Annotated in this window: 17 protein-coding genes and 1 pseudogene; 1 reads left to right on the top strand and 17 read right to left on the bottom strand. The window is 60.5% G+C overall.

Going from position 1 to position 21,306, the window contains the following annotated elements; all coding sequences use genetic code 11:
- Window positions 1-104: 104 nt before the first annotated feature.
- From AC5SEO_RS22440 to AC5SEO_RS22420, 5 genes and pseudogenes are all read right to left on the bottom strand, one after another.
- Window positions 105-701 (bottom strand): NUDIX domain-containing protein, encoded by a 597-nt coding sequence (locus tag AC5SEO_RS22440; protein ID WP_019566599.1) that lies wholly within the window; start codon window positions 699-701, stop codon window positions 105-107.
- A gap of 27 nt (window positions 702-728) precedes the next feature.
- Window positions 729-1,574, bottom strand: coding sequence for a PhzF family phenazine biosynthesis protein (locus AC5SEO_RS22435; protein WP_025595265.1), 846 nt, complete (start codon window positions 1,572-1,574; stop codon window positions 729-731).
- Between the two features lie 43 nt (window positions 1,575-1,617).
- The gene (locus AC5SEO_RS22430) at window positions 1,618-2,400 is read right to left on the bottom strand and encodes a pyrroline-5-carboxylate reductase (RefSeq protein ID WP_060642179.1); all 783 of its coding nucleotides are present in this window, start codon (window positions 2,398-2,400) and stop codon (window positions 1,618-1,620) included.
- A 145-nt stretch (window positions 2,401-2,545) separates the two neighbouring features.
- A pseudogene (locus tag AC5SEO_RS22425) lies at window positions 2,546-3,031 on the bottom strand (aromatic-ring hydroxylase C-terminal domain-containing protein); the annotation flags it as partial.
- 1 nt (window position 3,032) lies between these two features.
- On the bottom strand, window positions 3,033-3,890 hold the full coding sequence (locus AC5SEO_RS22420) for a LysR family transcriptional regulator (RefSeq protein WP_003518061.1): 858 nt from the start codon (window positions 3,888-3,890) through the stop codon (window positions 3,033-3,035).
- Between the two features lie 142 nt (window positions 3,891-4,032).
- Here AC5SEO_RS22420 and AC5SEO_RS22415 point away from each other — a divergent pair, with 142 nt between their 5' ends.
- Complete coding sequence (locus AC5SEO_RS22415; protein ID WP_025595262.1) at window positions 4,033-5,553, top strand: MFS transporter; 1,521 nt, start codon at window positions 4,033-4,035, stop codon at window positions 5,551-5,553.
- A 25-nt stretch (window positions 5,554-5,578) separates the two neighbouring features.
- Here the strand turns inward: AC5SEO_RS22415 and AC5SEO_RS22410 are convergent, their stop codons facing one another.
- The 12 genes from AC5SEO_RS22410 to AC5SEO_RS22355 all read right to left on the bottom strand — a co-directional run bounded on the left by AC5SEO_RS22410 (window position 5,579) and on the right by AC5SEO_RS22355 (window position 21,059).
- Window positions 5,579-6,760, bottom strand: a complete 1,182-nt coding sequence (locus AC5SEO_RS22410) for an acyl-CoA dehydrogenase family protein (protein ID WP_025595261.1) — start codon at window positions 6,758-6,760, stop codon at window positions 5,579-5,581.
- Window positions 6,761-6,872: 112 nt separating this feature from the next.
- Window positions 6,873-7,976, bottom strand: coding sequence for an LLM class flavin-dependent oxidoreductase (locus AC5SEO_RS22405; RefSeq protein WP_003518064.1), 1,104 nt, complete (start codon window positions 7,974-7,976; stop codon window positions 6,873-6,875).
- 192 nt (window positions 7,977-8,168) lie between these two features.
- Window positions 8,169-9,248, bottom strand: a complete 1,080-nt coding sequence (locus AC5SEO_RS22400; RefSeq protein ID WP_174068978.1) for an LLM class flavin-dependent oxidoreductase — start codon at window positions 9,246-9,248, stop codon at window positions 8,169-8,171.
- Window positions 9,245-10,984, bottom strand: a complete 1,740-nt coding sequence (locus AC5SEO_RS22395) for a dipeptide ABC transporter ATP-binding protein (protein WP_025595259.1) — start codon at window positions 10,982-10,984, stop codon at window positions 9,245-9,247. Before AC5SEO_RS22395 ends, AC5SEO_RS22400 begins: the two co-directional genes overlap by 4 nt.
- Complete coding sequence (locus AC5SEO_RS22390) at window positions 10,963-11,811, bottom strand: ABC transporter permease (protein WP_003518068.1); 849 nt, start codon at window positions 11,809-11,811, stop codon at window positions 10,963-10,965. Before AC5SEO_RS22390 ends, AC5SEO_RS22395 begins: the two co-directional genes overlap by 22 nt.
- Window positions 11,808-12,815 (bottom strand): ABC transporter permease, encoded by a 1,008-nt coding sequence (locus AC5SEO_RS22385; protein WP_003518071.1) that lies wholly within the window; start codon window positions 12,813-12,815, stop codon window positions 11,808-11,810. The genes AC5SEO_RS22390 and AC5SEO_RS22385 overlap by 4 nt, the downstream gene beginning before the upstream one ends.
- A gap of 37 nt (window positions 12,816-12,852) precedes the next feature.
- The gene (locus AC5SEO_RS22380; protein WP_025595258.1) at window positions 12,853-14,502 is read right to left on the bottom strand and encodes an ABC transporter substrate-binding protein; all 1,650 of its coding nucleotides are present in this window, start codon (window positions 14,500-14,502) and stop codon (window positions 12,853-12,855) included.
- Window positions 14,503-14,963: 461 nt separating this feature from the next.
- Window positions 14,964-17,258, bottom strand: a complete 2,295-nt coding sequence (locus AC5SEO_RS22375) for a molybdopterin guanine dinucleotide-containing S/N-oxide reductase (RefSeq protein ID WP_111783662.1) — start codon at window positions 17,256-17,258, stop codon at window positions 14,964-14,966.
- An 18-nt stretch (window positions 17,259-17,276) separates the two neighbouring features.
- Window positions 17,277-18,683: an FAD-binding oxidoreductase gene (locus AC5SEO_RS22370; RefSeq protein ID WP_025595256.1), complete on the bottom strand. Its 1,407-nt coding sequence runs from the start codon at window positions 18,681-18,683 to the stop codon at window positions 17,277-17,279.
- Between the two features lie 121 nt (window positions 18,684-18,804).
- Window positions 18,805-19,407, bottom strand: a complete 603-nt coding sequence (locus AC5SEO_RS22365; protein ID WP_025595255.1) for a 2-hydroxychromene-2-carboxylate isomerase — start codon at window positions 19,405-19,407, stop codon at window positions 18,805-18,807.
- Entirely contained in the window at window positions 19,404-19,982 is a 579-nt protein-coding gene (locus AC5SEO_RS22360; RefSeq protein WP_060642182.1) for a TetR/AcrR family transcriptional regulator, read from the bottom strand. Before AC5SEO_RS22360 ends, AC5SEO_RS22365 begins: the two co-directional genes overlap by 4 nt.
- 48 nt (window positions 19,983-20,030) lie before the next feature.
- Window positions 20,031-21,059: a ketopantoate reductase family protein gene (locus tag AC5SEO_RS22355; RefSeq protein WP_174068979.1), complete on the bottom strand. Its 1,029-nt coding sequence runs from the start codon at window positions 21,057-21,059 to the stop codon at window positions 20,031-20,033.
- Window positions 21,060-21,306: the final 247 nt, after the last annotated feature.

Here is a 21,306-nt window from a genome sequence, read left to right as displayed (position 1 = left end):
GTGATGGGTTTCGGCCAGTCTACGTCAGGCAAATTCGTCCTGTTGATCCTGTAGTCTGGCCGTAATCAGCATCGCTTCCGCATTGGTAGATATTGCGGTCGAGATCAGCGTGTTCCGTGCTTTTCCTGCAAAAGCCGGATGGTGAGGTGCTGCAGCAGAATGATGGTCTTGGCGTCGCGAATATCGCCGCGGCTGATCATCTGCATAGCGTCTGGCAGAGCGATTTCCAGCACATCTATGTCTTCTCCCTCGTCCGCGGAGCCGCCGCCTGTGCCCACTTTATGGTTCTCGGCATATTCGCCGTAGAAAAAGGCGAGGTATTCGGTGACCGATCCGGGGCTCATATAGATATCGAACAGATGGGTGAGTTCGGAAACCTCATAACCGGTCTCCTCCATCAGTTCCGCACGCATGCGCGCTGCCGGTTCAGCGCCTTCCAGCAGCCCCGCCGGTGTCTCGATCAGCGACTCGAGGCCGCCGTTCAAGAGAACCGGCAAACGGAACTGGCGGGTGAGCAAAACATGGTCGTTTGCGGGGTTGTACAACAGGCATGTCGCTCCGTTGCCGCGATCATACGCCTCCCGGGTCTGCCGTTGCCAGCTTCCGTCCCTTAGCTGAAGTTCATACTCATATTTGGTCAGTCGTCCCCAATCATCCGCCAATACGCGTTGCGAAATCGGGCGGTAAACACTGCTATTCATCAAGTCACCTCGTCATTATCTGTCTTTTCAAAGGCCGTGCAGCCGGCCTTCGACTTGCGTGCGTGTCTCGCCGCCGACCCATATCTGGCCGGTATCATCGCGGGTCAGGTAAATGCGGCCTTGACGGCCAAGACGTGTGCCCTGGGCGGCGACATAGTCTTCCGCGACCACGCCTGTCGCAAACAGCCATTGCGCCAGCGAGGCGTTGAGGCTTCCGGTGACCGGATCCTCGGCGATGGCGCCCAGATGATCGCTGAAGAAGGCGCGAACCTCGAAGGCGGCTTCGCCGCCATTTGCGTGCGGACCAACGACGCCAATGTCAATGCGGCCGGGCCAGCTGCGGACCGGCTCAAGGGCAAGCACCTTCTCAGCCGATGCCAGCCTGATCCCCAACCAGCCGGGGCCATTGTCGATCCATGCGGCATCAACGATGTCGCGTGTCTCTATTCCCAGCAGCAGCCGGGCCTCTTCCAGCTCTGCGGGTGTCGGCGCGCCTGAACGGATAAGGGGCGGAGCGGCAAAGGAAAGTCGACCATGCGCGTGCCGGATCGTCACCAGACCGGCACCGCATTCCTGAACGATGCCCGTTTCGCTTTTGGGCAGGCCGTTTTCGGAAAGCCAGGCATGGCAAGTGCCGAGCGTAGGGTGTCCGGCAAAAGGCATCTCCCGGTCCAGTGAGAATATCCGGACACGGTAATCAGCCTGGGGGTGGGTGGGCGGCAGCAGAAACGTGGTTTCGGACAGATTGAACCACCGCGTCAATCGCTGCATGTCATCCGTGGTCAAGGTGTCTGCACCCGTGACGACCGCCAGCGGATTGCCAGAAAGCGGGCCGGAGCCGAATACATCGATCATATGGATAGTAAAGGTCATTGCATCGTTCTTTCAGTTCGGATCGATTGTCGGCGCGCACTGTCTACTGCGTAATCCGTTCCAGCACGCGGCTCAATGCCCGCTTCAATGCGCTCGAACCGCCATTGCCGTCAAAGTCCTGAAGAACCTGCTCGTTCAGGCCACCCTTGGTGGCGAATTCGCGGCTGAGATCGGTAAAGTCCGTGTCCTTGCCGGCAAGCAGCGCCACTTCGGAGAGGCCGGCGAAGAGGGGTGCAAGATAGGCGCGGCCCTTTTCTTCCGGCAGGCCGTTTTCCGCCAACCACTCCGTCGTCTGTTGCAGAATGCCGAAATAGGTTGCCATCAGGGCGCTTGCGGCGGCGAGAAGGTCGTATTCCGCCTTTGTTTCACATTCCACCGCATTTCCGAGCACGTTGAAGATCGCGGCGGTATCCGCATCGGAGGGGTAAACGGCCGTGACGCCTTTGCGGCGGGCGACAAAAGGCAGCGGGATCGCCTGGGTCAGGCGCACATCCGCGCCGATCCAGTCAAGCAGTGCATGTCGACCGGTTGCGGCAACGACGCTTATGACTTTCTGCCCCTCGCGAAACCGCAGCGGCCGGATGACGTCCTCGGCGATCTGCGGGCGGATGGCCAGAACGACGGTATCGCAGCCGTCGACAATCGCCTGATTGTCGCTGGAGACGATCACCTGCGGGAAATCGGCGGCAAGCCTGGCCGAGATATCCGCGCTGCGTTGGGACACCATGATATGCGGCACGGCCGCAGGCGTGCTGAGGAGCCCCCGCACCATCGCATCGGTGATAGCGCCGGTTCCGATAAAGCCGATTTTCTGGGGAAGGGACATGATGACTCCATTGCATTGATAGGAAGGAACGATACATCGGTACGGCTGACGCAGGAAGGCAATGAAACAATCTCTAGATTGCCGGGGGCTGGCATATCTGCCGAAGAAATGGCGTGGCAACCGGATCGGCCACCTCACATACCCGTTAAATCTCTCCGAACCAACGGGCTGCTGCCCTTGCGAATTTCTCCTTGTCCGGAGCAGACTCCGTGGCCCAGGCGACGATACCATCGGGGCGCACCAGGACTGTGCTCAAGCCCAATTGATCGATGGCATTGCCGGCGACATAGGAAATCCGGCCGTTCCAGCGGCCTGCCAGCGCTTCAAGCGATGCGTCCACGCTAAAATTCAAAAGCAGACCTTTGCCCTCTCTCAGAAGTTCGCCGTTGCTCCTCCCGTCCGCCAGTGCGAAGTCCGGAACGCTTCAGCCCACCAGCGGATCGTTGCCGCCTAGCTCGTAGCGGAGGGAAATGCCCCATACGCGCTCGGCGAAATATGTCGCGCCGTCGCGGGTCTCGATGAGATCGCGGATGATGGCTTCCAGCGCCCGTGTACTCCGGCTTGGGCGCATCAGTGCGACCTGGGCGCGCGACCAGTCAAGGACCTGTGCACCCACTGGGTGTCGCTCACAGTCACGGCCGATGCTCCCGGAAAGCGGCGGCCAGTGTGCGCAGCGCCTCACGGGATCTGCTGTCGGTAAGGGTCGAGAACATCACGATCTCGGTGGAAGGCAGCGGCGGGAGGCTGAAACGCTGGCTGACCTCGATTGTACCGGGTGGCGCCAGGCGGCAGGAGAATGCCGAAATGGCGAGACCTGCCGAAACGGCCGCGGTCACCATCGATGAGGTGCCGCCAAGAAAGACTTCCGTCCACGCGATGGCGGCGGAATCAAGAGCACGAGCGGCGATGTCACGTACACCGCAGGCGGGCGAAAGCGCTGCCAGTCGCAGCGGCTCGCCCTGACGATGCTCGAATTGCGGGGCTGCGAACCAGCCGAAATGCTCTGGCCCGAGCACTTCGCCATCACGCCTGTCATCCTCGCGCCGGATGATTGCAGCATCGATCTCGCCGCGGTCGAAGGCATCCAGCAACGTGCGGGAATTGTCCATCCGCACTTCTATCGTCAGTCCCGGATCGTGCGCGTTGAGCCGCGCCAGCAGCGTTGGCACTTCCGGCCCGGCAACATGGGCGGCGATGCCAAGGCCAAAGCGTCGGCGCGTGGAAAAAAGCCCTGCCATGGCGCGATCGTGCGCGGCAAGGAATTCGCGGGCTGGTGTTAGAAACACGGCGCCTTGCGCGGAAAGCCGCACCGAACGCGGCGTCCGCTCAAGAAGCCGCTGGCCGAGCCGGTCTTCCAGTCGCTTGAGCTTGACGCTGATGGCACCCTGCGTGGTTCCGAGCGTTTCGGCAGCGCGGGTGAAGCTCTGCAGATCGGCGATGGTGACGAAAGCCTGAACGGCATCCACATCCAGAGTGGTCACTTTAATCATCCAAATTTGTTGTCTCTGAAATATCCAAGCATCCAATTCAGTTATGGTCAAGCTTTCACTAATTTGCCTTGGACTCTGCAAAACACGGATCGAAGCGTGCATGTCTTCTGATGCTTCAGTCCGAACCACGAAAGGCTGAAGAATGACCCTTGCCGTTACCGCCCCAACCCGGAGTAGAAGTACCATTGCGCTCGCTGCCGTCTGTCTCTCCGCTCTGATGTTCGGGCTGGAAATCTCCAGCGTGCCGGCGATCCTGCCGACGCTCGAGCAGGTGCTGCACGCGGATTTCCGGCAGCTGCAGTGGATCATGAACGCCTATACGATCGGCGTGACGATGGTGCTGATGGCAACCGGCGCGTTGGCCGACCGCTTCGGTCGCAAACGCGTCTTCATCGCGACCATCGTCGCTTTCGCCATTTCCTCCCTCGCCTGCGGCATGACTGAAAGCGTGGCGGTGCTGATCGGCGCACGCTTCCTTCAGGGACTAAGCGGTGGAGCGATGCTGGTATGCCAGATCGCCATTCTGTCACATCAGTTCCGCACGGCCCGCGAGCGTGGAATGGCTTTCGGCTGGTGGGGTATTGTCTCCGGCGTCGGGCTGGGTTTCGGGCCGATCATCGGCGGAGCCATCGTTGCGCTGTGGAGCTGGGAGTGGGTATTCCTCGTTCACGTGGCCCTCGGCATCCTGACACTGTTCCTTGCCGCAAGCGGTGTGGAAGAATCGCGTGATCCGGATGCGACCCGTCTTGATCTTGCCGGTATCGCCACACTTTCGGTTGCCGTGTTCTGCCTTGCGTTTTTCATCACCCAAGGACCGGAACTCGGCTTTGCCAGTTCAAAGGCACTTCTGATCCTTGGTCTATCAGTCGCGAGTTTTATCGCCTTCGTGATCGTCGAAAAGCTCACTCCAAGGCCGATGTTCGATTTCTCCGTATTTCGCATCCGGCCATTTTCCGGCGCGATTATCGGCTCGGCGGCGATGAACATCAGCTTCTGGCCGTTCATGATCTATCTGCCGATCTGGTTTCAGGCGGGCCTTGGTTATGACAGCGTCACCGCCGGTCTCGGTCTGCTTGCCTATACGCTGCCAGCGCTGGTCGTACCGCCGTTGGCCGAGCGTCTGTCGCTGCGTTATCAACCCCGTCTTGTCGTCCCGGCCGGGCTGTTCACCATCGGTCTCGGTTTCATGCTGATGAAACTTGGCAGCAGTGTCGCAGATGCGAGCTGGCTCACCATGCTGCCCGGCTGCATCCTGTCCGGTGTCGGGCTTGGCCTCACCAACACGCCGGTCACCAATACGACAACCGGTGCCGTTCCCGCTGCCCGTTCCGGCATGGCCTCCGGCATCGACATGAGCGCGCGAATGATCTCGCTTGCCATCAACATCCCGATCATGGGCTTCATTCTGGTTGAGGGCGTCTGGTCGTCGCTTAGGGCCAACCTGCCGTCCGGCGCGGATTTGCCCGCCCTGCGTTCGCTCGCGGAGAAGATCGCGGCGGGAACCGCGGGATCGTCGGTGGAGCGTGTTTCGGATGCACTCGTCCATCAGGCACTCGCGGACGGTTTCGGTCTGGTCATGCTTTATGCTGGCATCAGTGTCTGGTTGCTCGCCGCTCTGAGCTTTGTGGTTTTCGGCCCGGCGCGAAAACTTGCCCACGGTTAGTGGTGCCCGGGCGCTGGGACGATAGTCAGGCGGATTTCAGGATTTGCAGTCCTGCCGAAGGTTGGGCGGCCGCAGTCTCCTCGCGGCTCCAGCGGCCAAAGGCGGAGCGGCCCAAAATCGCAATCGACGTATCCTCCTGCGGCGCATGGACGAGCACCGTCTGGATGTCGCGGAAATGTCGTTCGAGGCCCAGTTCGCTACCAAGACCTGGATTGCCGATGCCGCGCACTGCGATCTCGACGGCATCACGCAGCTGCCGGCCGGCAAGCAGCCTTGCCCTGATGAATCCTTCCGCATCGCCATTGTTGTTTTCGAGCGTGCCGAAAATGATCTGGCGGGCGCCGGAGACCAGAAGATCGATTTCGCCTGAAAGCGTTATGAAACGTTCCGTGCGGGCGATGGGATGGCCGAGATTGGCCGGCACACGCTCATGCGCGAAGCGGATGAACTTGGCCTGAGCGGCTTCTGCTACGCCGAGGTAAAGCGCTGTCAAAGCCAGCGTGAGTGCCGCATGCGCCCGGTTGTCCTGCTGGGCGACCGATGGATCGACGAGGTCGATGACGTTTTCCGCCGGGATTTCGACATTGGCATATTCGACATCGTGCGATCCCGTAGCGCGCATGCCGAGGCTCTGCCAGTTCTCGATGACCTTGATGCCCGGCAACCCGTTCGGCACCACGAATGTTCCCACCCGCGCCGGCGTTTCGTCAGTATGCGCCCAGACAAGGAAATGCGTGAGACCATATGCGCCCGTCACGAAGCGTTTTCGGCCCGTGATAGACCAGCCATTGTTTGTCCGGCGGGCGAGCGTCGCGGGCAGGCCACCGCGCGCCGGCGACCCCAGCTCCGGCTCGACACGCGCGGCATTGAGCAGCAACGGCCGTTGTTTGGCGTCCATCAGAAGCCGCCGGTAGAGATCTTCGGGCCAGTGGTTTTTCGCGGCCTGGGCGAGATGGGTAAAGATCGTCATGGCGCTGATCAGCGCCACGGAAGGATCGCCCCGGCCAAGTGCCGCGAGAATGTGGGCGGTATCGGCAAGCGTCGCTCCTTGGCCGCCATAACGTGTCGCAACCGTGCTTTCGAGGAGGCCGCTTTCGTGAACGGCACGGATACCCGTCCAGGGAAACTGGCCAGTCTGGTCCGCATCCGGTGCGGCCTGTTCAAGGATGCGAGCGGTTGCGTCTAGGACAGTTGGGTCATGAGACATGCGTGGTCGAGGCTCTCTGGCTGTGGGGAATACCATTTCCCCATCAGGGGCGATTGGCTCCGTCTGCACTTCAAAAAAATGCCCGGTCAGGCGACCGGGCCGGATCGCGGCATTATGCAGCGGTCTTTTTCTTCGCATCTTCCCGTTCGCGAATGCCTTCGCGGACAAGCGGCAGGATGTAGCGGCCATAATCCACCGCGTCGTTGTAATTGTCGTAGCCGCGGATCGAGATCAGGTCAGCGCCAAGATCGATGTAGTCGAGGATGGAATCCGCAATGGTGCGTGGCGAACCGACCAGCGCAGTGGTGGCGCCGCTGGCATTGGTGGCGGTGACCGTCGGATACCAGAGGGCGCGATCATGCACATCGCCGCGTGCGGCGATTTCCAGAAGCCGTTGCGAACCGACATTGGCCGGGCGCGGCGCGTTGAGCGGTGCGCGTGTTACACCTTTCTGGCGGTTCTCGTTCAGCCGATCCAGAGTTCTGTGAGCCTTTTCCCAGGCAAGCTCGTCCGTCTCGGCGACGATCGGCCGGAATGTGACCCAGATCCGGGGGCGATCCGTGCGGCCCGCCTTTGCGGCTTCCGCATAGACCCGCTCGATCTGCTGTTTGGTTTCGGCAAGCGGCTCTCCCCACAGGCCGAAGATATCGCAGAGCGAACCACCGATGCGATAGGCGGCGTCCGAGGAGCCGCCGAGCGAAATCGGAATAAGCCCGTTTGTGGGCCGCACCGCGCTGCGGAATTGCTTGAACTGGTAATATTTTCCGTCGAAGTCGAAGGGCTCTTTCGAGGTCCAGGCCAGGCGCAGGATGCGGATATATTCCTCCTGGCGCTCATAGCGTTCTTCCTTGTTGAGGAAGTCGCCTTCACGCGCCTGTTCTTCATCGCTGCCGCCGGCAATGAAGTGCACCACGACACGTCCACCACTCAACTGATCGAGCGTCGCGAGCGACTTGGCCGCAACTGTGGGATAAACCGTGTTCGGCCGCAGGGCGACGATGATCTTGATGTTTTTCGTGTGCGCGAGCACCGTGGCGCCCAGCGTGAAAGGATCGAAAGACGATGAGGAGTAAGGGATCAGCGTATAGTTGAAACCGTAATCATCAAGGGCGCGGGCATAGCGCTCCAGAAAAACAGGATCCACAGGTGCGTCTGGAACGGGGTTTAGATCGTTCGATGCATTGGGAAAGCTTACGCTGATAAATTCCGCGGACATGGGCGCTCCTTCAGGTTCAATGCAAGCATGTTAGGGCGCGGCGCAGGAACGAGGAAGACAGGTCTTTCTTTTTCTATCGAATATGTAGAAAATATTCCCTGTGACGGCCTTCGATATAGGACCAGCAACCGCCGCCGCGTTTCCGTCTTCAAGTCGCTGCCACGAAGTGGCAATCGCTCGGTGCCCTAACGGTTAAAAGGTGGGCGACCAGCCCAGGCTCGGAGCCACCGTGTCCGCCAGATCGGTCAGCAGTTGTATGTTTTCGGCGAGACCGAAGGCAGGCGGCAAAAACAGCACGACCTCATCGGCTGCTGCAAGGCCCGGATCGTTGAATACCGATGCCAGCACCTGATCGGGCGTGCCCTGGAAAACGGGCGAAATTTGAAACCCCGCTGGCTGGGCTGCCTGTTCGAGAGCGCCTTTGGGGCGAGACGCGGCAATACCCTTGGTACGCCGCTCCAGATCATAGGCGGCGTATTTTTCGCGAAGCTCGGCCGTGGTGCCAACCAGGATGGAGGCGGCGACGGCGACCGGAGGCGGTTCCGTTGTCCATGTCTTGCGCCATGTGAAACGGAAGGCCTCGATGAGGCGGGCCTGATATTCCCCGAAGCTCTCGCCTTCTGCCTGATCGTGCTGGACGGTTCCCGAGATAAGGCCGATGCCGAGTTCCGCCGCCTGCACAGCCGAAGCAATGCTTGCTGCACCCTGCCGGATGCGCGAACGCAGTGTCGGGCTATGCGGCGTGACACGCAGTGCCGTGCCCTCCGGGTTGGATTGGCCGCCTTCGACACGGTGCAGGACATCGCCAGCGATTGCCGAGAGGAAGCGGGCCTGACGACGTCTGGCCTCTGTGCGGGCATCGGTGTCGACCGTGCCGAATACCGCGTCAAAGGCGGCGTTTGCGCCGGTCGAAATGGCAAGTTCCAGTCGCCCATCAATCAAAAGGTCGGTCGTGCCGGCCGCCTCGGCAAGCAGGATCGGATCCTGATAGCGCATGGGGATGACCGCAGAACCGAGCGTAATATGCCGGGTATGCTGGCCGGCAGCGGCGAAGAACGGAAGCGGTGAGGACAGATAGTGATCGAAATGCCGCTGATAGGCCCAGCCGGACTGGTAGCCCAGTTGTTCGGCAGCCTTGAACAGTTTGATACCCTCACGCAGCCCCTGCGCCGGCCCGGCATCGTCGCTGAAAGATACGCGGGTATTGAAGCCGAGCCGCTGTTTGGGGCGGAAGGACGTGGACGCAGTATCGATGGGTGCAGCGATGGTCATGCGATCTTTTCCTTATCGTGAACCCGCCGGGGCAGCGGCTGTGGCGCACGGGCGATGGTTGCGGCACCGGATGGGATCGATTCCAGCAGCGACGCGGTATAGGGGTGCTGCGGATTGTCGAAGATATCGACGACCGTTCCATGTTCGACGATACGCCCGCGCTGCATCACCGAAACGGTGTGGGCGAGCTGGCGTACCAGTGCCAGATCATGGGAGACGAAAACATAGGTCAGGCCGAGCTTCGCCTGCAGCGAGAGCAGCACATCGACGATGTCTGCCTGGACGCTGACATCAAGTGCGGAGGTCGGCTCGTCGAGCACGATCACATCCGGTCGGAGAACCAGCGCCCTTGCAATGGCAACGCGCTGGCGCTGGCCACCCGAAAGGGCCGTCGGCTTGCAGTTGAGAAGGTGTTCGCTCAAGCCCACATTGGCCAAAGCCTCACGAACAGTTTCGAGCCGTTCCGCACGGGTTCCGATCTTGAAACGATCAAGCGGCTCGCGCACCAGCTGTTCGACACTCCAGGTGGGATCAAGCGAGGTAAACGGGTTCTGGTAGACGAACTGAAGATGGCGCCAGGTTGCACGCAGCGACGTACGGGAGCGGCCGGTCAATTCTTCGCCGGCTACCGATATCGTGCCGGTGTCGGGTTCCTCCAGGCCAAGCAGCAGCCGAATGGTTGTCGTCTTGCCAGAGCCGGACTCACCAACCAGCGCATGGGTGGTACCTGCAGGCACGTTGAAGGAGACGTTGTTGACCGCCGTCAGCACCCTGTCGCCGACCCTGAAATTCTTGGTGACGGCATTGACCGCGATCTTTGGCGTCGTCGTGGACTCTGCCTTCAGCAGACGGAAACCCGGATCGCGCAGCCGGGCGTAGCGATCCGGATTGAGTGCCGGCACGTCCGCATGCAGCTTCCTTGCATAGGCAGAGGCCGGTGCGGAAAACACCGATGCGGTGCTTCCGGCTTCCTGAACCTTGCCACCCTTCAGGACTACCAGCGAATCCGCCCGTTCGGCGGCGATCGCCAGATCGTGTGTGATGAGGAGCATGCTGATATCCAGCTCGTGCTGCAACCGCGAGAGCAGATCGAGGATCCGCTTCTGGATCGTCACATCGAGCGCAGACGTTGGCTCGTCTGCGACCAGAAGTGACGGGCGCGGCAGAACCGCAAGGCCTATGAGCACCCGCTGCAACATGCCGCCGGATAATTGGTGCGGGTAGGACTCGTAGACAACACCCGGGTTTTCCAATCCCACCTGCGCGAAGGTCTCGAGAATGAGGGCCTTGCGGATCGCCTTGTCAGGCTCGTCGAGAAGTGCGGCCGCCTCCATGGCCTGCGCGCCGATTGTCCGCACCGGATTGAGCGAATTGCCTGGATCCTGCGGGACAAAGCCGATGGCGCGTCCCCGCAGCGGTCGGAAGTTGCGCTCTGGCAGTCCCAATATCTCCTGATCACCAAAGGTGACGTGGCCGGTGGCATGTCCCCCGCTTGGCAAAAGCCGAAGGACCGCGCGGGCGATTGTCGATTTGCCGGAACCGGACTCGCCAATGAGGGCAAGGCTCTTGCCACGGCCGAGTTCGAAACCGACATTGCTGACGACCTCCTGGCCTCCATAGGCAACCGAAAGATCGTTGACCCGGAGAAGCGGGACAGGAGCCTGCTGCGGCTGCGGTCTGGCCGCAAAGGTAACGGGGCGGGCGATAGTGGTGGTCAGTCTGTCTTGCGTAGCCATCGGCTGATCCTGTTTACAGAGAGGACGGTCGCGATTGTGACGAAGGCGGGGGCGTATACGAGCCACGGCCATTTGAGGTAATCCTTGCCGATCGAGATCAGCAGGCCCCAGTCCGAGGCGGGCGGCGGGTCGCCGTATCCGAGAAAGGCAAGGCTTGCGATCACGAGGATCGACTCGCCGAACTGCAACACGGCAAGCGGCAGCACCGAGCGTGACGCGTTGGGCAGAACGTGGCGCAGAAGGATGAACCAGCGCGAGCCGCCGAGCAGGTACGAAGCCTCCACGAATGTCGCCTGTCTGGTCTTGATGACCTCCGCACGCGTGACGCGGGCAAAGACCGCTACGGCGGAGACGCCGGTGGCGATGGCGGCATTGATGGTCTCGAAACCGATGGCGGTGACCACGATCACCGCCAGCAGAAACTTTGGAATTGCCAAGAGCACATCGACCAGCCGGGCAAGTGTGATATCGACCCAGCCGCCGAGAAAGCCCGCAAGAAGCCCGATGAGACCGCCGGCGAAAACGCCGATGACGACCGCGACGAGTGCGCTGGAGACGGAAGAGGACGTGCCATAAACGACGCGTGCGTAGACATCGCGGCCGAGGTGGTCGGTGCCGAACCAATGCGCAAGACTTGGGCCGAGCAATTTGTCCGTCGGCACCCCGACGACCGGGCTGTGACTGGTAAAAAGGCCGGGCGCCAGTGACCAGGCGACGACGAGCGCGATAATGGCGAAGGACAAGGCGACGGTCAGCGGTATCCGCAGGCCTGTCAGCCTGTTTGCAGGGGTCGCACCCGGCAGGGAGGCGTTCGAGGCGAAAGTCATGGTGTCACCGCCTTGGTGGTGGTGGAGGAATCCTCTGTAATGGCCAAGCGAGGCTTTCGCGCGCCGAGAATTTGCACGCGTGGATCGAGCAGGGGATAAAGAAGATCGGCAATCAGGTTGACGAGCACGAACACCACGGCTCCCAGCGAAACGATCGCTTGCAGGACGGGCAGGTCCTGCGTGCTCACGGAGCGCTGCACCAGGCTGCCGAGACCGGTTCGCCCAAAGACAGACTCGGTGATCAGTGAATTGCCAAGCAGTTCACCGACGGTGATGGCGATCACGGTGACGACGGGCAACGAAGCAGGCTTGAGCAGATGCTGTGCAAACAGCCGCGCCTGTCCGATGCCGCGGCTGCGGGCGACGGCCGCGTATTCCTGTTCTGCCTCCCTGTCGAGGTTCGCTATAAGTACCTCGGCGATTTGCGCAGAGAAAGGAATTCCGATTGTGATTGCGGCAAACACCGTTGCCCAGAAGCTATCTGGTTCGATAACGCGGAAGAGGCGCAGCTGAAAGCCGAAGAGATGGATCAGTATCAGGCCAATCACAAAATTAGGTGTCGAGAGAAACAGCGATGGGAAAGCTCGTAGCAATCCCTGGCCGTAGCGCTTTGGTACCACCTGGGTTCCGTAAGCAACGGCCATTGCGAGAATCAAGGCGACGGCAAGTCCCGTGGATGCAAGGATCAGTGTCGATGGCAGCACTTCAGCGATGAGGGTCGCCACCGGCCGGTTGGAGCGCATCGACATGCCCAGATCACCAGTCAGAAACCCCGACAGGGACGACCACAGCTGCACGAGAACCGGTCTGTCGAGGCCCTGCGCGGCGATGATTTCCGCGATCTCCTGCTCGGTGAACCCGTTTTGCGGGTTCCTGAGCACGCTGGTGATCGGGTCGCCAGGCAGGATGCTGACGACCACGAAGGTGAAGACATAGGCCAGCAGTATGACGACGACCGCCTGGCCAAGCCGCTTTGCGGCGTAGGTTAGGTAGGCATTGCTCATGCCGGTGACCTCCTTCAACGTTGCCCTGTTGTGCGCATCAGTCGCTGATGGAGGCGGTATAGTAGCTGGCATAAGCCACGCCGTTATACACTTCGCCCTTCAGCTTCGGGGACTGCACGTAGATCCGCTGCACGATCTGCGTTCGCGGAATGAAATAGCCCTGCTCAAGGACATATTTCTGCAGCTCATCGAGAAGCGGGCTGCGCTCGTCGACAGAGCCGGCGCCGGCGATCTTGTCGCGCAATCCGTTGAGCGTCGCGTCGCGGTCGTCAAGGGCGAACCAGTTCTCGCCATTGTTGGCGTTGGTGAGAATGCTGGCGACGGTGCCTGCATCGATGAAGCTGCGCGTCACCTCATAGGTCGGGATGGCCGCACCGCCGAATTTGACCTTTTCACCAAAGGTCACGACGTCGTAAGCGCGAATAGCGACTTTCCAGCCGAGCTTGCCGAGTTGCTGGGCGATGAGTTCATCGACCGACTTGGATGTCGCGAGATAGGGATTGGAGTGGATTGTCAGCGACAGCGGTTTGCCGTCTTTGGTCCGGATACCATCGGCGCCCTTGACCCAGCCCGCCTCGTCGAGCAGCTTTTCGGCCTTGGCGGGATCGTAAGCGAGAAGTGCGCTGTGGTCGGTCGCGCCCGGCACGTTGCTCTGGATGAAGGACGTGGCGAGCTTCCAGTCCGGCGTATAGACGGTGTCGATGATTTCCTGACGATTTACACCGGCCTGAAGTGCCTGGCGAACCTTCACATCATCATAGGGCGGAAGCTTGGTGTTGACCGCCCAGCCGTTGACGAAGCCGAGATAACGCGGCGTTGCGACGGTGAAGCCCTCTTCGTGCAGTGACTTCAGCTCCTGCGGCGAAGCATTATAGGCGACATCGGCCTGGCCGGACTGGACCGAGGCGACACGCAACGACGGTTCCGACACCAGCTTATAGGTGATGGAATCGAGGAAGGCTGGGCCGGTGTGGCCAACGGCGGCAGGACCCCAATTGTAGTCCTTGCGCTTGACCAGCTTGACGTAATCTCCCTCCTTCCAGGATTCGACCACATAGGGGCCGCTGCCGGAAGTCTTGCTGAGATCGGCCTGCTGGGTGGCGGGCTGGGCGATGGTCTTCGGCGAGATCAGGATCGAGCCGTGGTAACCGAGCGTCGGAATAAAGCCGAGCGTCGGCTTCTTGAAGAAGACCTTCACCGTGGATGCGTCCACCGCTTCAGCATGGTCGTAGGTCTTGGGGAAAAGACCGATCGGGTTGATGCCTTCGCTCTTGCGTCCGGCATACCAGATGTCGAGATTGGCGACGACCGCCGCTGCATCCAGCGGTGTGCCATCGGAGAAGGTCACGCCGTTTTTGAGGTGAAGCGTGAATTCTGTGGCATTGTCGTTCTGCTCCCAGCGCTCGGCAAGCCAGGGGCTGACCTTACCATCGGCATCGACATAAAGCAGCTTGTCGGCGACATGGCCCCAGATATGGCCCTGAAAGCTGGAAATGGCGCTGTTATTCGGGATCCAGGTGTCGCCGAGAGAATCGATGAGGAAGGTGATGTCGCCGCCATTGCGGGGGGTATCTGCTGCCCCAACCGGAGCAGGCGCCATCGTCGTCAGAAGCGCGATTGCCCCTGCGAGAGTGGTGGTCAGCAGACCCCGACGGGAGAAGGAAAAAAGCGAAGAACGTATCGTCATTAAGAAATCCTGATTGGTCGCGTTGTTTCTTGTCTTTGTGATTTCAGGAACTATCGCCGCTCTGGCTGGTCTTTTGCGGGCACACGAAAGGCTTCACACGACAGCCTTGCCGGTGGTTTCAATGTCCTGAAATCGGGAAAAATGTGCCTGCGTTACCTCTTGGAGGGTCCGACCGATGTCACGGCTTAGCCGTTACTTTCAGCCATTGACGGCTCGTTCGATCGCAGGCCGTGCTTGCTGATACATCGTGCGGTCATGACGCGGTCCCTTGTTTCGAAATTCGGTTCTTGATGTCTAACGTAGCAGGGTGGCCAGAAGGAGAAAGACCAGTTGTTCTTTTTCTATCGAATTAATGGATTATTTTGCCGCGGTTTCCGAAGGTGGTAGGATCAGCTTTTCCGACGCCCGAAATACGTTGGCGGTGCGATTTTTCAGGTAGTGCCGGAACACCCATCCCTCACTTATTTTGCAAATGTCATCTTTTCGAAAATCCGCACCGGAGGCGCCTCACCGGCAAAACGTTCCACCTCCACTCTGGTAATCTGACCGGTCGATCCCTGCGCCAGTTTCGAGGTGCCGATGTCGCGCGTCAGGATGTTCGGATTGCCGTGAATGCACATCGCTTGCTCTGCATGCCGGTCATGCGGTTCGAACCACGCACCCGTCGCCAGCTGCATCACGCCGTTGCGCACATCCGTGCTCAGGACGGCTGCGGCGAGGCAGCTGCCACGACTGTTGAACAGCCTGATGATATCGCCATCGGCAATGCCCCGGCGGACTGCATCTTCGGGGTTGATGCGCACGGGTTCCCGGCCCTTAATCTTGGTGGAGCGGCTGAAGGCGCCATAGTCGAGCTGGCTGTGCAGACGCTGATGCGGCTGATTGCAGACCAGATGCAGCGGATAGAGCGCTTCGTCTTCCGGTTTCGTCCTGCCGGGATACCATTGCGGATGGCCGCCGCAATCGTCATAGCCGAAACCCTCGATCGTCTCGGAGAAGATTTCGATTTTACCGGATGGTGTCTTCAGAGGGAAGGCTAGGTGATCATCACGGAAGGCACGCGCAGGCCCTCCGTCATCCGGCTTGAGCGGCAGACCTATCTCTCCACGTTCCCAGAACGTTTCGAAATCGGGAGCCTCATGCCCACCGGCGGCAAGCGCCCCACGCGTTGTTTCATAGAGGAAGGCAAGCCATTCCCGGCTGCTGCGGCCTTCGGTGAAGGTTTCGAATTTGCCGAGCCGGCGCGCGATCTCGGAGAAGATTTCGTAGTCGTCGCGCGCCTCACCAACCGGTTCGATCAGCTTTTTCATCGCGATCATCAGAGGATCGCGGTCGGCGGCGCCAATGTCGTCGCGCTCCAGAGTTGTCGTCGCCGGCAGCACGATATCGGCATGCCGCGCGGATGATGTCCATGCGGTTTCGTGCACGATGATGGTCTCGGGCCGTCTGAACGCTGCCCGTAGCCGGTTGATATCCTGATGGTGGTGGAACGGGTTACCACCCGCCCAGTAAACCAAGCGGATATCGGGATAGTGCATCCTCTGGCCGTTATAGTGAAATTCCCCACCAGGATTGAGCAGCATGTCGGCAATACGCGCGACCGGAATGAAATCCGCGACCGGGTTTTTGAACTGGCTAAGTGTCGGCAGGGGAACGGCCAGCAGGTTCTTGCCGACATTGCCCAAAGCGCCGAGGGAATAGGAATATCCGCCGCCGTCGAGGCCAATCTGACCGAGCATGGTGGCAAGAACGATCCCCAGCCAGACGGGTTGCTCACCATAATCGGCGCGCTGAAGCGAATGGCTGACAGTGATCAATGTTCTCGCGCGCGCCATGGTGCGGGCGAGTTCCCTAATAGTTTCCGTGCCGATGCCGCAGAGCCCGGAAGCCCATTCGGGGCTTTTCGCCACACCATCGGTCCGGCCGAGCAGGTAGTCTTCGAAACGCTGATAGCCGACGGCATAGCGGTCAAGAAACGCCCGATCGTGCAGGCCCTCGGTGACGAGAACATGCGCAAGTCCGAGCATCAGCGCGACATCGGTACCGGGTATGACCGGCAGCCACTCCGCATTGAGGTCTTTCGGAAAATCGTCTTTTAGCGGGCTGATCAGCACGAATCGCGCGCCGCGTGCACGTGCGCCATTCAGCTTCTGTGGCACGATATGCACGCTGTTGCCGCCGCCATGCACGTCCGTATTCTTGATCGCCATGCCGCCGAAGGCGACGATCAATTCGCTGCTGCGCTCGATTGCATCCCAGGTAACGCTCTTGCGGTCGAAATGATCATAGGGTCCGAGAACATGCGGAATAATGACCATCGCCGCGCCGGAACTATACGTGTTGACGGAGCGCACATATCCGCCAAGCGTATTCAGAAAACGGTGGACCTGACTTTGCGCGTGATGGAAACGTCCGGCGCTCGACCAGCCGTAGGAGCCGCCGAACACGGCCTGTGGGCCGTAATCGCCGTAAACCCTTTGAAGTTCCTTCGCGACGAGGTCCGCCGCCTGCGGCCAATCGACCTCCACATAGTCGTCCGCCCCGCGTATCTGCGCGTTGCCCGGTTTTCCCTCCAGCCAGCCGCGCCTGACCGCCGGACGCCGGATGCGCGCGGCGCTATCGGCGATTGCCGGCAGATTGGCGAGCAAGGGCGAGGGGTGTGGATCGTCCGGATGCGGACGGATATCGAGCTTGCCATTCCGGTAGCTGCCGGAAAAGGCGCCCCAGTGGGAGCTGTGGGTCTTGTAATTATCCATCTGCGAAATCCCGCACGGTCAAAGCGTTTCTCGGCGGCTGGGCAAGTCTTGGCTCGGCAGGATCTTGCCCGGGTTCATGATGCCGGCCGGATCTATGGCGTTTTTGATGATGGCCATGAGGTCCACCGCGTCGCCGTGTTCCTGCCGCAGATAAGCGATCTTGCCGGTGCCAACCCCATGCTCGCCGGTGGAAGTGCCGCCAACCGAGATGGCGTGCTGCACCATCTTCTTGTTGATTGCCGCCACCTCGTCGAGTTCGGCTTGATTTGCAGGGTCTACGGCGAAGACCACATGATAGTTGCCATCGCCGACATGGCCGAGAATGGCGGCGGGCACGCTGCAGTCGCGTAGCAATTCCCGGGTCCTGACGATGCAGCCGCTCAACTCGGATACCGGCACGCAGACATCGGAAGACCAGCCCCTGGCGTTCGGGCGCTGCGAGACCACGGCGTAAAACGCGTTGTGGCGCGCCTTCCAGAGGCGGTTGCGATCTTGCGGCGCATTCGCCCATTCGAAATCCCTGCCGCCATTGTCTTCCACTATGGCAGCGACCATCTCGACCTGCTCCTTCACGCCAGCAGGCGAGCCGTGGAACTCGAAGGCGAGCGTGTCCTCGACCTTGAGGGAAAGATTGGAATAGGCGTTGACGGCCTCGATCAGGCCACGGTCCATTAATTCCATTCTCGCAACTGGAATGCCGAGCTGCACGACCGTAATGGCTGCCGCAACTGCCTGTTCGACGCTTTCGAAGGAGCAAAGTGCAGCCGAGATGGTTTCGGGAATTCCGTAGAGTCGCAACGTCACTTCCGTGATGATGCCGAGCGTCCCCTCGGAGCCGACGAACAGCCGCGTTAGGTCATAACCTGCTGATGATTTACGCGCCCGCCCGCCGGTGCGGATGACCTGGCCGTTCGGCAAGACGACTGTCAGCGACAGCACGTTTTCTCGCATTGTGCCGTAACGCACGGCGTTTGTGCCGGAAGCGCGGGTTGCCGCCATGCCGCCGATGGACGCATTGGCGCCAGGATCGATCGGAAAGAACAGGCCCATGTCGCGCAGATGCGTGTTCAGTTGCTCGCGCGTGACGCCGGCCTCCACCGTGCAATCGAGATCCTCGGCGCTGATGCGGACGATTTTCGACATGCGCGACAGATCGACGGAGACACCGCCACGCACTGCCGTCAGATGGCCTTCGAGCGAAGTGCCGGTGCCGAAGGCGATAACGGGAACACCTTCAGCGGCGCAAAGCCGCACGGCTTCCGCCACATCATCCGTGCTCTCGGCGAAAACGACGGCATCCGGGATCGACGGCGTATGGTGGGATTCGCCACGGCCGTGTTGTTCCCGCAATGCCTGCGCGGTGGAAAAACGCTCGCCGAAACGGTTGCGCAAAGCGTCCGAGAGAGCGGGAGGCAGTGCGCTCATCGCGATACTCCGCGCGAAGAGGGCGGGAAAAGAGACATGAGAAACTCCACGGGAATGGTCTGGAGAGAGCCATGGCCGGGTTGCGGCCACGGCGTGACAGTCACCCGGTTTTCGGCGGGGATCAGGCGGCCAGTTTTTCGCCCTTGAGATGACGTTCGAGGAAGGGCAGGCTGTCCTGTCCCCAATACAGTTCGTCCTCGTAGCGGAATGTCGGAAGCCCGAACACACCGGCTGCCTTTGCGGCCTCATAATTGGCTTTCCGGATGGCTTCCACGGCATCGCTTCCGCCGCGTTCGTCCAGCGCCGCCCCGTCGAAACCGGCTTTGTCAGCGATTGCGCGGCGAACTTCGGCATTGCCAATATCTTGGCCTCCTTCCCAGAAAGCTTCCTGAAGCGCCTTGGTCAGCCTCAACCAGTCCTCGCCCGCATCGATCGCGGCAATGACCATGAAGCCGGCCGGCGTGGGATCGGAAAGGGCGGCGCGATTGTCGAAGTTAAGGGACTTGCCGCGCAACGCCGCCCATCGCTTCAAATCCTTCGTCCAATAGGCGCGGCGCGCTTCCGGACGGTTGCGTGAGTAGATGGCGCCATTATCCTCGATCAGCGGGATGACATAGGGCCGTATCGTGGCGTTGTGCTCGTTAGCGAGCGTGGCGAAAGGCTCCAGGCCGAGAAAGGCCCAGGGGGAGCCGATGCCGAAGAAATAGTCGATGGTCTTGGTCATATCTTGTCTCCTGAGGATATCTCGCCGGTGGCGAGATCGAATACCGAGAGCGCACAGTCCCGGGCGATGAGTACGGCATGCGGATCGCGCCCGACCGCGACGGTGGCAAGTGCGCCTTCGTAAAGAAGCGAAAGGTGGGAGGCGGCCTGATCCAGTCGCACCCCCGCTTTCGACATGACGGTCTCGAAAATATCCCGCACCATTCTTTTGTGGGTTCGAGCCACGGTGACGACGCGTTCGGAATCGCCGTGTTCGGCAACCGCGAGTGCAAAGGCACAGCCCCTGAATTCAGGGCTGTCGGCCTTCTCGTAAAGCCGCTCGAAAATCACCTGCAGCTGGTCCCTTGGATCAATCGTCGCCGTCAGAACATCCTTCAGCGAGCGAATGACACGATCGTGGCGATCCTGAAGATAGGCCGCGACAAGATGATCCTTGGACGGAAAATGCCGATAGAGAGTAGCTTTTGCGACCTTCGCTTCTTCGATGATGCGGTCGATACCGACCGCCCGGATACCTTCGGTATAAAACAGCGCGCCGGCGGCGGTGAGAATCTGGTCTGGAATGGCTTCTCTCATTTTATCGCTTCAGCTTGGTGGTTTCATGGGAAGAACGGGTCGCACGCATCATTGCGCGGCGGCGAGACCGGTTTTGTCGCGCTCGTGGAGCTGCCCGACAAAAGAAAGGATCGCGTCAAGCGGCACCGCCTTCGAGAAGCCGCCCTGATGCGCCAGCCTGCCGCCAAGAGACTGGATAGCCTCGTTATACGGTGTCGCGACGTTATGCAGACGGCCGAGCAGCACAATCTCACCGTTGAGAAAGTCGACCTCGCTGGAAGCGCCCCGGGCAAAGCTCTGCCAGGTCGATTGCTGGCCGGGCTGAATGCCGCTGTTTTGAGCGATGCTCCAGCCTGAAATATCGACAGCCCGTTCAGAGGGAGAGGCGAGATTGTAGCCTGCTACCTCAAGCGCCTGGCGGGCTTCATTGACCAGCGCTTCGGCGATCGATGCTCGCAGATCGTCTTCTCCGTCGAACAGATCCAGCGCGTTGCGGACGTTATGAAGCAGTTTTGCCGATTTCCAGCGGCGGATATCGCTGCTGGTTTCCGCAAGATAATTGGCGCGTGTGAGGTCTGCGGCAATCTCCTTCGCCGTTTCGTCGGAACCGGCCGGGAAGCGCCCGATCGTGACCACGCCGACCTGCGGATTGCCGGCCGCCGCAACCGCGCCGGTTTGTGTAAACCGGGCAGGGGTCAGAATACTGGCGCCGTAGACATTGGCGAAGGTCCTGAGCGCCAGCGCTTCCGTCGCCAGACCGTTCTGAAAGGTAACCACCGGCAACTGCGTGGCTGTTAGACCTTCCACGCCGGATACCTGTCGCCATGACCAGTCTGCCAGAGTGGCTGCCGCATCCTGCGTTTTGACGGTCAGCAGCAGGATATCGTCGGGCGCCAGGTCCGGCGGAGCGGATACGTCGAAGGCGTTCAGCCTTATTTGTTGCGTGCCTGAGGGGCGTTGGTAGCTCAGCCCCTGTTCAATGATGGAGGCAATTTGTGCGCCGCGTCCGACCAGAGCATATTTGATGCCGGAAAGCTCGAACTGCGCGGCAAGGCTCGCGCCAACCGCGCCTGCGCCAATGATAACGTATCGTGTCACCTTTTCCCCCAATTCAACCGGGCCGATAATGCGCCAGTATCAATTGCAGCGGTGCAGTTTGCTGGATCGATACGGGATTTCGCTCAACATCGGTCCTCCCTGATGGCGACCAATGATGACAGCTAAACTAGGCATGAGGAGCGCCTCAAGAAAGACAGGTCGTTCTTTTTCTATCTATTTTATAGAAAATAATTCGGCGTAAGGAAAATTTGCGATCACCTTATTCCCGACAGCAGTCCTGGCGCGG

The sequence above is a fragment of the Agrobacterium sp. K11 genome (assembly GCF_059429395.1).
This window is presented reverse-complemented; position numbering and strand designations above follow the sequence as displayed.

Excerpts from the sequence above, each read along its gene's own strand:
- AC5SEO_RS22440 (WP_019566599.1), bottom strand. The coding sequence starts at position 701 with ATGAATAGCAGTGTTTACCGCCCGATTTCGCAACGCGTATTGGCGGAT.
- AC5SEO_RS22435 (WP_025595265.1), bottom strand. The coding sequence starts at position 1,574 with ATGACCTTTACTATCCATATGATCGATGTATTCGGCTCCGGCCCGCTT.
- AC5SEO_RS22430 (WP_060642179.1), bottom strand. The coding sequence starts at position 2,400 with ATGTCCCTTCCCCAGAAAATCGGCTTTATCGGAACCGGCGCTATCACC.
- AC5SEO_RS22420 (WP_003518061.1), bottom strand. The coding sequence starts at position 3,890 with ATGATTAAAGTGACCACTCTGGATGTGGATGCCGTTCAGGCTTTCGTC.
- AC5SEO_RS22415 (WP_025595262.1), top strand. The coding sequence starts at position 4,033 with ATGACCCTTGCCGTTACCGCCCCAACCCGGAGTAGAAGTACCATTGCG.
- AC5SEO_RS22410 (WP_025595261.1), bottom strand. The coding sequence starts at position 6,760 with ATGTCTCATGACCCAACTGTCCTAGACGCAACCGCTCGCATCCTTGAA.
- AC5SEO_RS22405 (WP_003518064.1), bottom strand. The coding sequence starts at position 7,976 with ATGTCCGCGGAATTTATCAGCGTAAGCTTTCCCAATGCATCGAACGAT.
- AC5SEO_RS22400 (WP_174068978.1), bottom strand. The coding sequence starts at position 9,248 with ATGACCATCGCTGCACCCATCGATACTGCGTCCACGTCCTTCCGCCCC.
- AC5SEO_RS22395 (WP_025595259.1), bottom strand. The coding sequence starts at position 10,984 with ATGGCTACGCAAGACAGACTGACCACCACTATCGCCCGCCCCGTTACC.
- AC5SEO_RS22390 (WP_003518068.1), bottom strand. The coding sequence starts at position 11,811 with ATGACTTTCGCCTCGAACGCCTCCCTGCCGGGTGCGACCCCTGCAAAC.
- AC5SEO_RS22385 (WP_003518071.1), bottom strand. The coding sequence starts at position 12,815 with ATGAGCAATGCCTACCTAACCTACGCCGCAAAGCGGCTTGGCCAGGCG.
- AC5SEO_RS22380 (WP_025595258.1), bottom strand. The coding sequence starts at position 14,502 with ATGACGATACGTTCTTCGCTTTTTTCCTTCTCCCGTCGGGGTCTGCTG.
- AC5SEO_RS22375 (WP_111783662.1), bottom strand. The coding sequence starts at position 17,258 with ATGGATAATTACAAGACCCACAGCTCCCACTGGGGCGCCTTTTCCGGC.
- AC5SEO_RS22370 (WP_025595256.1), bottom strand. The coding sequence starts at position 18,683 with ATGAGCGCACTGCCTCCCGCTCTCTCGGACGCTTTGCGCAACCGTTTC.
- AC5SEO_RS22365 (WP_025595255.1), bottom strand. The coding sequence starts at position 19,407 with ATGACCAAGACCATCGACTATTTCTTCGGCATCGGCTCCCCCTGGGCC.
- AC5SEO_RS22360 (WP_060642182.1), bottom strand. The coding sequence starts at position 19,982 with ATGAGAGAAGCCATTCCAGACCAGATTCTCACCGCCGCCGGCGCGCTG.